Here is an 11,864-nt window from a genome sequence, read left to right as displayed (position 1 = left end):
GCGAAGATCAGGTTAACGGACGGCCTCATGAGGCTCGTACGGAGCGGGACCAGCCGAAGTGGCGCGGGGGCGAGCGCGTCCGCGACCATGGTGCGCATGGCGTACCAGCGGGTGAGTTTCGCCGTCCTGGGATCCGTTCAGGTCTTCCTGGAGGGCATCCCGAGAACCCCGATCCATCTTCGGGGCAAACCTCGGGCCGTCCTGGCCACTCTGTTGCTCAACGCCAACACCGTGATCTCCCGGGACGGGCTGGTGGCCGCGCTGTGGGACGAACCTCCGACCACGGCGGTGGCCAACATCCAGACCCATGTATGGCAGTTACGGCGGGCGATTCCCGGTGGGGACCAGATCGTGCGGACCGAAGGATCCGGCTACCTGCTGCGCGCCGAGCCCGATCAGCTGGACGCGCTGATCTTCAGTGACGTGGCGCGCGAGGGGCGGCTGGCCGTCCAGCGGGGCGAGCTGACGGTCGCCGAGAGGGCGTTCGGGCGGGCGGTGGCGCTCTGGCGGGGCCGGCCCGCCGAGGACCTCGTGCTCGGCGAGGTGTTGACGCCCCGGATCGCCGAACTGGAGGAGGAGCTGTACCAGGCGCGTTCCGACTGGATCGACGTCCGTCTGGCTCTGGGGCAGCATGACCAGCTGATCGGTGAGCTGCGGAAGATCGCGGACGCGCATCCACTGCGCGAGCGTCTCTGGGGTCAGCTCATGCTCGCCCTTCACCGGGCCGGGCGGCGGGGTGAGGCGCTGGACGCCTACCGTCGGGTGCGGACGGTCCTGGTGGAGGAGCTGGGCGTCGAGCCGGGCGCCGATCTACGCCGGCTCCACGCGAGCCTCGTGGCGGACCACCCGTCAGCCCACAGCGCTCCAGCACCGGCTACCGCGCAGCACGGACCCGCCGCGCCAGACACGCAGCACGGACCCGCCGCGCCAGACACCCAGCACGGGCCCGCTGTGTCAGACACCACGATCTGGCACCACATCTGCCAGCTACCCGCGGACCTCGCCGGCTTCGTGGGCAGAAGCGCAGAACTGAAATCGATTACCACGGTCCTGCGCGGCAGGGACCCCGCGGCCTCCGCACCCGTGATCGTGGCCCTGTCGGGCGCCCCCGGACTCGGCAAGAGCACCCTCGCGATCCACCTGGCGCATCTGCTCCGGCCCGCCTTCCCCGACGGCCAGCTCTACGTACGGCTCGGCGCGGCCTCGCCCGCGCCGCGCGATCCCCGGCGCATTCTCGGGGAGTTGCTGAGAGCACTCGGCGTGGACGGGAACGCGATCCCCGACACGCTCGAAGAGCGCGCCACGCTGTACCGGTCGCGCCTGGCGGATCGCGAGATCCTCGTCATCCTCGACGACGCGGCGGAGGAGGCGCAGGTGTCGCCCCTGTTACCGGGTACGGCGCGTGGAGCGGTTCTGGTGACCTCCCGTGCGCAGCTCTCCTTACCCGGCGCTCAGGCGATCTTGCTGGACGTACCCGACGAGAACGACGCGGTGGAGCTGCTCGAACGTGCGGCCGGACAGGCCCGTGTGCGCGCGGAGCCGGAGGCCGCGGCATCGATTCTGCGTGCCTGCGGACGCCTGCCGCTGGCGATCCGCATAGCGGGGGCGAGGCTGTCAGCGCGGCCCGCTTGGCCGTTGTCCGACCTCGCGGCCCGCCTGGAGGACACTCGCCGACGTCTCGACGAGCTGGCTCTGGGCCAGCAGACCGTTCGCGCCAACTTCGCCGTGAGCTACGACGCCCTCACCGACGTGGCGCGGCGGACGTTCCGGCTGCTCGGCCTGTGCGGGCTGGAAAGCGTGCCCGAGTGGGCCGCGGCGGCGCTGCTGGGAGAGTCCCGGGATGTAACGGACCGCGCTCTGGAAGCCCTGGTCGTCGCCGGTCTGGTGAACGGGCCGGAAGCCTGCGCCGCGGGAGGCCTGCGATACCGGCTGCACGATCTGCTTCGGGCGTTCGGGCGGGAGCAGGCCGAGGCGGAGGAGAGCGAGGCGCGGCGGCGCGCGACCCTGCTCGGGCTCGTCAGGGAGTGTCTCGACCGGGTGGCGGCGGCCGTCGCTGATCTCCCCCTGCCCTGCGCGCCTACGCCAGGCGCCGACAAGTCCCGCACGACGACAGGGCCGGGCGCCGGCGAGTCCCGCCCGGCGGCAGGGCAGGGCGACTCCGAGTGGCTGATGGAGGAACGCGGGAACATGGTGGCGGTGGTCGAGCTCGCGGCCGAGCTGGACAGACCCGCCCTCGCGGCCGAGCTGGCCTACCATCTGACGGCCTACCTCCGGATCCACGGCTTCTTCGACCAGGCCACGCGGATTCACGATGCCGTCATCGCCGCCGCGACCCGGCTGGAGCACACTCCCTCGATACTGACCACCCGGCTGCTGCGGGCGGATCTCATGGTGGAGCGGGGGATATTCGGCGACGCGCTGCGGGAGTTCGAGTCACTGCTCGAGCTGTTCGAGCGCATGGGAGACCGGCACTCCGCGGCGTACGCGCTCAGCGGCCTCGGTATCTGCCGGCACGTGTTCGCGGACTTCGAGGAGGCACTGGATCGCACCGCGGAAGCCGTCGACCGGTTCGAGGAGCTCGGCGACCACGGAGGACTGCTGAGCACCTTGATCCACCTGACGTCGATCCACCTTGAGCTCGGCCACCACGACCAGGCCGCCGAGGTCTGCCGTCGTGGGCTGGAGCTGGCACGCGGGGGCCGCACCGCCTACTCCCGGGCGATCCTGCTCCGCGCCCTGGGGATCACCCACTACAGCAAGGGCGAGGTGACGGAGGCGATCCGGTGCTATGAGGAGAGTCTCGAACTCAGCCGCCGGCACGGCTATCCGATCATCACCACCCTGACGGAGCGCCGGCTGGGGGAAGCCCTGGGCGCGGTGGGACGGTTCGACGAGGCGGTGCGGACGCTCACGCACTGCCAGCGGAGCTTCGCGCGCTTCGGCGACACGCACGGTGAGTCGCTCACCGCCTACGCCCTCGGCGAGGTCGCCTTCCGCCGCCGACGTTCGCCCGAGGCACTGCGGCACCTGACGCACGCGCTCGACGTGCTGGGAGTCCGGGAGATGCAGCACTGGCGCGCCCGGGTCCTGCGCGAGATCGGCCGCGTCCATGCCGATCTCGGCGACCCGGACGCCGCCGTGGCCGCCTGGACCGAGGCGCTCGCCATCTTCCACAGCTTCGACTCCGCGGAAGCGGCGGAGGTGAGTGCCGTTCTCGATACCTTGCGCCAGATATCCACAGGGTGATTCAGCCACCCGTTCCCCGTACGACCGGTACGGCTGTGACGCCTGCCTGCCGTGCCGCCCGCCGGGCCGTACCCGGTGATGTCCCCGTCGCGACGACGGCTCCTTCGTGCAGCGCGGCCCAGGAGCGTTCGGCAGCGGGAAGATCGGCCAGCGCCGCGGTGAGCTCCACGCGATCCGGTTCACTTCGCAGGGCGCGAGCCCGGTCGCGGCGCCGCCAGAACAGGTGCTGTCCCACGATCAACGGCCCCAGCGGCAGCAGCAGCGGGAAGAGTTCCAGATCGGCGAACAGGACGGCGAGGGTCAGGCCCAGGAGCAACGCCGCCTCGGTCACGGCGGCCCACCAGCCGGCCGCCTTGCCGTACGCCTTGGCCGCCACCAGAGGCCACACGGCCAGCATCAGGCAGTCGCCGAGACCGGCCAGGCTCGAGACAGGCCCGTAGCCGGTGGCGAGGATCGGGGCGAACGGCAACCCTTCGACCCGGGACACGAAGTCAGCCGTCAGCGAGCTCATGCCCGTGGCGAGGGCGTCATAGACGGTCAGCGCGGCGGCCAGGCCCGCCACGTGGGCGGCCTTCATCCCCGTCTGCGCCCAAAGGTTGGCGACCCCGACCGTGAGGAGGATCATCGTGAGGTCGTTGACGACGAGCACCGCCGTCGGCCATCCCGCGAAGTACGCGGCCACGTCCGCCGCGCAGAGCAGGGCGGCCGCCAGGGCGGCGTTCCGGCCGCCCAGCATCGGCGACAGGGCGAGTTGCGACACGGTGAAGAGCACCACACCGAAGATCGTGACGACGAGCGCGATCGGCATGTGCATGTAGGCGAACGGCATGGCCACGAGCATCACGACCATGACGCAGATGTCGGCCCAGACGAACCTGCCGACCGGCGGGCGCGGCATCGTCACCTTGGCGAAGTAGCCCGCCGCGGCACCCACGGTCAGCAGGACGAGCAGGTAGAGGACCAGTCCGCGCAGGACCGCCTCGCTCATTTGGGCACTCATCGGACTCCCATCTCGGCGACCGCCTCCGCGGCCGACTCCGCGGCCGCCCGCAGGGCCGGCTTGGCCACCCGGGCGGACGCGGTGGCCGTGACCTGCTCGAAGGTGTGCTCCCGCAGGTCCGCGCGGACGCGGCAGGGGCCGGGGAGGTCGGCCGGATCGTCGACGAGCTCGATGCCCCGCAGGGGAAGCTTCAGGTCGGCCGCGCGCTCCTCCAGCCGGGACAGCAGCGCACGGCTCACCTTGCCGGTCACTCTGCCGGTCACGGCGTGCAACACCGGTCCCGACCCTGTCTCCTCCAGCGCGTATCGCGTCGGGAGCGGGATCTCATGCTCCGCCTGGAGAAGGTCCAGCACGTCGCGCGTGGTCAGGGACGAGGGTGACAGCCGGCCGAGGATCCGCGAGGTCGCCGGTACGGCCGCGAACTCGCAGGCCGGCTGCTCGCTCTCGGGCAGCAATTTGACGATGTCACCGGTGACGTAACGGAGCAGCAGGGTCGTGTCGCGGTACATGGTGTAGGGCGTCACCACCAGCACACCGTGGGCCCCCGGAGCCGCCGGTCGGAAGGTCTCGGGGTCGAGCACCTCAACGTGCCCCTGTTCGGTGGGGATATGCAGGTGTCCCTGCCCGCAGACCTGGCCGGCCACGGGGAAGATCTCCGTCATCGAGTAGCCGTCCAGGACGCGAGCCCCGAACGTGGCCTCCGCACGTTCCTTCAGCGCGTCGGTGAGGACCTCGCCGCCGGAGTGGATCTCTTCGAGACCGAAGTCCTTCGCGTCCCATCCGCCCTGCTCGGCTTCCTGGACCAGTGCCGCGAGGTAGGAGGCCGTCGTGTTGAGGTGGGTCACCTGTGGGTGTTTGCCCGGGACGTGCAACGGGACCGCCAACCGGTCCAGCGTCGCACGGGGGTCCACGAGACCGACGTGGGCGAAGGCCGCCCCGGTCATGGTCACCGCCCTCTCGACGAGGATCTGGGCGATGGACCGAGAGGTGATGCAGTTGGCCCAGACATGCTGGGGGCGGAGCCCACCGGCGAGCATCAGCGCCAAGGCCGACATGCCGGACATCAGGTCGATCTCGTACCGGGAGAACCAGACCATGGTCGGCACGCCCGTCGTGCCCGTGGTCTGGGCGAGCACGGCCGGGCGGGCCCCGTCGGCGACGAACGCGGAAGGCAGGTCGCGCAGCGCGGCCTTCGTCGTCGGCTCGATCGACGCCAGGGAGTCCAGGGTGATGGATCCCGGGTCGATGCCGTGCTGCTCGAACCATCGCCGGTAGTAGGGGGTGTCGCGGGCCGTCAAGCGCACCGTCCGCCGGAGCCGGCGCGCGGCGAGTTCCCGCTGCATCTCAGGATCGGGCGCGGCCAGCATCTCGCCCGCGCCCTCACCGGGGGATCCGAACTCCTCCAGGGTCGTGCGCAGGTCGTCCGCCAGCGCGGCCACGTCCTTCACCCGGAATCGCCGGCCTGCCAGCATCGACCAGGCATAACCCAACTGCCGGGCGGCTGTCCCGAACATCCTGTTCCATCCTTTGCGCCGTGGTCTTGGAACACGACGGCCCCTGGGCCGGCACGAGGCCGTTCCCAGAGGCCGTCAAGTAGGACCGAACGTCAGCCGTTGAGGCCGAACACGGCGGTGGAGAGGGCGCTGGCAACGAAGCGCGCGTAGAAACGGGCCGTCTTGATCATGATCTTCCCCTTTCGTTCCTGTCCCCGTGAGGGACAGGAACGACTCTCGTAGCGGGGACTACACGATCGCTACACGGCCACTATCGGAGCAGGTCAGCGCGCTGACGGCGTCAGACGAGGTCGAACCGGTCGAGGTTCATCACCTTGTCCCACGCCGCGACGAAGTCCTTCACGAACTTCTCCTTCGCGTCATCGCTCGCGTAGACCTCCGCGAGCGCGCGCAGCTCGGAGTTCGACCCGAAGACGAGGTCGGCCCGGCTGCCGGTCCACTTGACCGCGCCCGTGGCGGCGTCGCGCCCCTCGAAGGTGTTCGCGTCCTCGGACGTCGCGTGCCACGTCGTGCCCAGTTCGAGCAGGTTGGCGAAGAAGTCGTTGGTCAGCGACCCGGGGGTCGTGGTGAAGACGCCGAGCTGCGACTGCTGGTAGTTCGCGCCCAGGACGCGAAGGCCACCGACGAGGACCGTCAGCTCGGGGGCGCTCAGGGTGAGCAGGTTCGCCCGGTCGAGCAGCAGGTACTCGGCCGGCAGCCGGTTGCCCTTCCCGAGGTAGTTGCGGAACCCGTCGGCGGTCGGCTCGAGCGCGGCGAACGACTCCACGTCGGTCTGCTCCAGCGAGGCGTCCGCGCGGCCCGGCGTGAAGGGGACCTCGACGTCGAAGCCGGCGTTCTTGGCCGCCTGCTCGACGGCCGCGGCACCGGCGAGCACGATCAGGTCGGCGATCGAGACCTGCTTGCCGCCGGTCTGGGCGGCGTTGAAGGCCTGCTGGATCCCTTCCAGGGTGCGCAGCACGATCGCCAGCTGGTCGGGGTCGTTGACCTCCCATCCGCTCTGCGGCTCGAGGCGGATGCGCGCGCCGTTGGCGCCGCCGCGCTTGTCGCTGCCACGGAAGCTCGAGGCCGACGCCCACGCGGTGGACACGAGCTGGGACACCGACAGGCCCGAGGCGAGGATCTGACCCTTGAGGGCGGCGATGTCCGCGGCGTCGATGAGCTCGTGGGTGACCGCGGGGAGGGGGTCCTGCCACAGCAGCCTCTCGGCCGGGACCTCCGGGCCGAGGTAGCGCACGATCGGGCCCATGTCGCGGTGGGTGAGCTTGAACCACGCCCGGGCGAAGGCGTCCGCGAACGCGTCGGGGTTCTCGAGGAAGCGTCGCGAGATCTGCTCGTAGATCGGGTCGACGCGGAGCGAGAGGTCGGTCGTCAGCATCGTCGGCGCGACGCGCTTCGACGGGTCGTGGGCGTCGGGGACGGTGCCCGCCCCGGCGCCGTCCTTCGGCCGCCACTGGTTGGCGCCGGCGGGGCTCTTGAACAGCTCCCACTCGTAGCCGAACAGGATCTCGAAGAAGCTGTTGTCCCACGTCACCGGGGTGTTCGTCCAGATGCCCTCAAGGCCGCTGGTGATCGCGTCGGCGCCCTTGCCGGTGCCGAAGCTGTTCTTCCAGCCGAAGCCCTGGTCCTCGATCGAGGCCGCCTCGGGGTCGGCGCCGACGTTCTCCGCCGGGCCGGCGCCGTGCGTCTTGCCGAAGGTGTGACCGCCCGCGATCAGGGCGACCGTCTCCTCGTCGTTCATCGCCATCCGGCGGAACGTCTCACGGATGTCGCGGGCCGCGGCGAGCGGGTCCGGGTTGCCGTTCGGGCCCTCCGGGTTGACGTAGATGAGGCCCATCTGGACCGCGCCGAGGGGGCTCTCGAGCTCCCGGTCGCCGGTGTAGCGCTCGTCGCCGAGCCAGGTGCTCTCGGGACCCCAGTAGACGTCCTCGTCGGGCTCCCATACGTCCGCACGACCGCCGCCGAAGCCGAAGGTCTTGAAGCCCATCGACTCCAGGGCGACGTTGCCGGTGAGGATCATGAGGTCGGCCCAGGAGAGCTTCTGGCCGTACTTCTTCTTGACCGGCCACAGCAGGCGGCGGGCCTTGTCGAGGTTCCCGTTGTCGGGCCAGCTGTTGAGGGGGGCGAAGCGCTGCTGGCCGGCCCCGGCGCCGCCGCGGCCGTCGCTGATCCGGTAGGTGCCCGCGCTGTGCCACGCCATCCGGATCATGAATGGGCCGTAGTTGCCGAAGTCGGCCGGCCACCAGTCCTGCGAGGTCGTCAGCACCTCCGCGATGTCCCGCTTCACGGCCGCGAGGTCGAGGCTCTTGAACGCCTCGGCGTAGTCGAAGTCCTCGCCGAGGGGGTTGGCCACGGCGGGGTTCTTGGCGAGGATCTTCAGGTTGAGCCGCTCCGGCCACCACTGGCGGTTTCCGCCGCCCTGCGTCGGGTGCGGGGCGCGCTCGTGCGCGACCGGGCAGCCACCCCCGCCCTCCGCCTTCGCGTCGGTGACGATTGCATCATGGTTCTCGGACATGGGAATCCTTCCGGACTTTGGGCATCACGGTGCTCAGGAACTGCTGGCGCTGGAACAGTCGGGACATAGGCCCCAGTAGATGACCTCGGCCTCGTCGATCAAGAAGCCGTGGGCGTCGGACGCGGTCAGGCAGGGCACCTCGCCGACCGCGCAGTCGACGTCGGCGACGACACCGCACGACCGGCACACGACGTGGTGGTGGTTGTCCCCGACGCGTCCCTCGAACCGGGCCGGGCTGCCGGCCGGTTCGATGCGGCGTACGAGGCCCACCGCCGTGAGCGCGTTGAGGGCCTCATATACGGCTTGCAGGGAGATGTGACCCACGCGATCGCGTACCCCGGCGGCGATCGCCTCGACGTCGAGGTGGTCACCGTCACGGACGGTCTCGATCAGTGCGACGCGGGCGGCCGTCACCCGGAGGCCCGCACCGCGCAGCTCCTCGGCGGTGGTCGGAGTCCTGGATGCGGTCATAGCGCCAAACCTACCTACATAAACACGAAAGATACAAGATAACGAGTTATGCAAGTCTAGCGCCGTGTTGGCAACGTTTGTCTCGTTGCGGAGTTATGTGCCGGCCGGGTGTTCCCCAAGATCCGCGCCCCGGTCCACCTCCTCGAACAGCGCCGCCGCCCGCCCGGCGGTGTCCGAGGCCCAGCGCCCCGTGCTGAGCAGCCCCAAGATCAGAATGCCGATCCCGAGCCCGAGCACCAACCACCACACGCCGTGCTCCGCGTCCGTGTACGCCGTCGCGCCGCCGGCCAGGGCCGATCCCACGATCGCCCCGGAGATCGCGACGCCGAGGGTGGTGCCGGTCTGCCGACCGGCGGAGGCCAATGAGGCGGCCACCCCGGCCATCGAACGGGGCATTCCGGAGACCGCCGTGTTGGTGATCGGCGGGTTCACTGTGCCCAGGAAGACACCGAACAGCAGATAGATCGCGAGTACGACCGGCAGCGGGGTGGCCGGGCCGAGCCAGAGCGACGCGCCGCCACCCAGAGCCAGCGCGGCCCCGGCGACCACCAGCGGCAGCCGAGGACCGCGTCTGCCGACCAGCCGGCCGGTGAACGGGGACAGCACCACGACCAGCACCCCGACCGGGAGCAGGCACAGCCCGGCCGTCAGCGCCGACATGCCGCGTACGTCCTGCAAGTACTGGGTGGTCACGAACAGGAACGCGCCGAACCCGCACAAGGCGAACAGCGCCATCAGGATCGCCGAGCTGAACGGCACGCTGCGAAACAGGCGCAGCTCCAGCAGCGGGTCCGCCCGGCGCGCTTCGTAGCCGAGGATGCCCAGCGCGCCGAGCACGGAGACGGCGAGCAGGCCGAGGATGACCGGCGAGGTCCAGCCCAGCGTGCGGGACTCGATGATCGCGTAGACGACGCCGGCCAGCATCAGGATCACCAGCGCCTGGCCCACCGGGTCGAACCGGCGCGCTCGGGGGGCGCGGGACTCGGGTACGAACAGCGCGGTGCACACGATCGCGGCGGCCACGATCGGCACGTTGATCCAGAAGATGGAGCGCCAGCCGAGGCCGTCGACCAGGGCGCCGCCGAGGATCGGCCCCAGCGCCAGCGACAGGCCGGACATCGAGCCGAACACCCCGATCGCCCTGGCCCGCTCGGCCGGGTCGGGGAACGTGGTGGCGGTGATCGCCATCGCCACCGGGTTGAGCATCGTGCCACCGACTGCCTGCAGCGCACGCGCCGCGATCAGCCAGCCGATCGTCGGCGCCAGGCTGCACAGCAGCGAGCCGAGCCCGAAGGCGGCGAGACCGATCTGGAAGACGCGCCGGCGGCCGACCCGGTCGGCGGTCGACCCGCCCAGCACCAGGAAACCGGCCATCACCAGGGTGTACGCGTCGACCGTCCACTGCAGGTCGGACACCGAGGCGTGCAGGTCGCGGCGTATCGCAGGCAGCGCGACGTTGACGATGGAGATGTCCATCACCACGACGACGATGCTGGCGCAGCAGATCGCGAGAACCAGGAGCCTGCGGCCGCGGCTGAGCTCGTCGGCCGTGGTCTTCGGCAGCATTGAGGTAGCCATGACCACGACGCTAGAATTTAGAGCGTGCTCGAAGTCAAGCGCTCTGTCCCCCAGGCGGGCCTGAGCATCGCCGAGGCCGCCCGCCGCACCGGGGTGAGCGTGCACACCCTGCGCTACTACGAACGCGCCGGCCTGGTCGTCACCGCCGTCGACCGCACCGCCGGCGGCCGGCGGCGTTACCAGCAGCTCGACCTGGACTGGATCAAGGTCTGCACCAAGCTGCGGGCCACCGGCATGCCCATCAAGACCATCCGGCGCTACGCCCAGCTCGTCGCCGCCGGGCACGGCAACGAGCAGGAACGACTCGCCCTCATGGAGGCCCACCGCGCCGACGTGAGCGCCAAGCTCGCCGAGATACAGGAGAACCTCAAGCTCATCGACCACAAGATCGACGTCTACCGAGGCCGGCTCGCCGCCGGCGACGCCGACCGGCTGTGGGCGCCCAACCGCGAGAAAGGCCACTCCCCGATCGGGTAGTGGCCTTTGACGTGTGTTGCCGAGCTGAGAGAACTATCCGCAGTGCTCGGAAGGGCTGGTGTAGGTGCTGCTGCCGACCGAGCCGCCCCACACGACGCACTGTCCGGCCGCGTCGCGCTTGACCGGCCCCGCGTAGTACTCGAACTTGCCCGAGTCGGTCGCCTTGCTCTCGCCCTTCGGCTGCAGGAACGCCGACACCGACGTCGCCGTGCCGAGGCTCGTCGTCTTCAGCGTGACGACGCAGTTGTTCTTGTTACCCGAGTTGTAGAGCAGGTAGGTGCGGCCACCGGTGAGGGCGGCCGAGTCGATGACCGTGAAGCCGCTGCCGCAGACGCTCTCCGGGGTGTTGGGGTTGGTGGGGCTGCCACCGCCGCCGCACCCGTTGGTGCTCTTGAGGGCCTTCTTCGTGCCCAAGGACACGGTCGTGCCCTCAACGGTCGGGCTGGTGTCCATCCCACCGCTGGAGGTGCGCTGTTCGTAGTGCAGGTGCGGAGCGTTCGACCCGCCCGTCGAGCCGACGGTCCCGATCACGGCGCCCTGGCTGACGGTCATGGAGCTGCCGGGCGACTTCACCTGGGTCGCGAGGTGGGCGTACCGGGTTCTGGTGCCGTCACTGTGACGGATCTCCACCCACCTGCCGTAGCTGGTGCTTCCCGCGTTGTAGAAGGTCGCGGTGCCCGCGGCGGTGGCGCGCACGGTCTCGCCGTTGATGGCGTCGCTGCCGTAGTTCTGCCAGTCGATGGAGCCCGACGGGTTGTGGGTGGGGGTCCAGTTGTTGGCGTAGAACGTCTTCCCGCAGTTGAACGGGCTCTTGTGTGACACGGCCAGTGCGCCGGCGGCCTGCGCTGAGGCGGCCTGGGGGATCAGCGCCACCGCGAAAGTGACCGCTAGCGCGGTGATCGCGGATCGGACGGTCGGCCTGCTGGGTGCGGGCATGCTCACCTCTCTGAACAGGTGCGTATGGGGGGATACGGTTAGGCGCTCAGTTTCTTCAGATGACTCAGGGAGCAGACGGTAATCGAGGCCCCGCATAGCACCCGCATATCACCCGCATATCGAGGGGAGC

The 11,864-nt window shown here is 70.1% G+C and carries 8 protein-coding genes; 2 read left to right on the top strand and 6 right to left on the bottom strand.

The window, feature by feature from the left end; all coding sequences use genetic code 11:
* The first annotated feature begins 27 nt into the window (after positions 1 to 27).
* Positions 28 to 3,246, top strand: coding sequence for a BTAD domain-containing putative transcriptional regulator (locus tag ACGFNP_RS60245; protein ID WP_393334126.1), 3,219 nt, complete (start codon positions 28 to 30; stop codon positions 3,244 to 3,246).
* A gap of 1 nt (position 3,247) precedes the next feature.
* Here the strand turns inward: ACGFNP_RS60245 and ACGFNP_RS60240 are convergent, their stop codons facing one another.
* The 5 genes from ACGFNP_RS60240 to ACGFNP_RS60220 form a co-directional block, all read right to left on the bottom strand.
* Positions 3,248 to 4,234, bottom strand: coding sequence for a hypothetical protein (locus tag ACGFNP_RS60240; RefSeq protein ID WP_393334125.1), 987 nt, complete (start codon positions 4,232 to 4,234; stop codon positions 3,248 to 3,250).
* Positions 4,235 to 4,242: 8 nt separating this feature from the next.
* Positions 4,243 to 5,760: a phenylacetate--CoA ligase family protein gene (locus tag ACGFNP_RS60235; protein WP_393334122.1), complete on the bottom strand. Its 1,518-nt coding sequence runs from the start codon at positions 5,758 to 5,760 to the stop codon at positions 4,243 to 4,245.
* A 280-nt stretch (positions 5,761 to 6,040) separates the two neighbouring features.
* A complete protein-coding gene (katG, locus tag ACGFNP_RS60230) occupies positions 6,041 to 8,272 on the bottom strand; it encodes a catalase/peroxidase HPI (RefSeq protein ID WP_358335155.1) in 2,232 nt (743 codons plus the stop codon).
* Between the two features lie 33 nt (positions 8,273 to 8,305).
* The gene (locus ACGFNP_RS60225; RefSeq protein WP_358335158.1) at positions 8,306 to 8,743 is read right to left on the bottom strand and encodes a Fur family transcriptional regulator; all 438 of its coding nucleotides are present in this window, start codon (positions 8,741 to 8,743) and stop codon (positions 8,306 to 8,308) included.
* Between the two features lie 93 nt (positions 8,744 to 8,836).
* Positions 8,837 to 10,321, bottom strand: coding sequence for an MFS transporter (locus tag ACGFNP_RS60220; protein WP_393334117.1), 1,485 nt, complete (start codon positions 10,319 to 10,321; stop codon positions 8,837 to 8,839).
* 24 nt (positions 10,322 to 10,345) lie between these two features.
* On the opposite strand from ACGFNP_RS60220, the gene ACGFNP_RS60215 reads away from it, so the two are divergent.
* Entirely contained in the window at positions 10,346 to 10,798 is a 453-nt protein-coding gene (locus tag ACGFNP_RS60215; RefSeq protein ID WP_358335164.1) for a MerR family transcriptional regulator, read from the top strand.
* Between the two features lie 33 nt (positions 10,799 to 10,831).
* Here the strand turns inward: ACGFNP_RS60215 and ACGFNP_RS60210 are convergent, their stop codons facing one another.
* A complete protein-coding gene (locus ACGFNP_RS60210) occupies positions 10,832 to 11,734 on the bottom strand; it encodes a M23 family metallopeptidase (RefSeq protein WP_393334112.1) in 903 nt (300 codons plus the stop codon).
* Between the last annotated feature and the right edge of the window lie 130 nt (positions 11,735 to 11,864).

It is taken from the genome of Nonomuraea sp. NPDC049269 (assembly GCF_043197155.1).
Lineage (GTDB): Bacteria > Actinomycetota > Actinomycetes > Streptosporangiales > Streptosporangiaceae > Nonomuraea.
The sequence above is the reverse complement of the archived record's forward strand: the minus strand, read 5'-3'. Positions and strand labels throughout refer to the sequence as shown.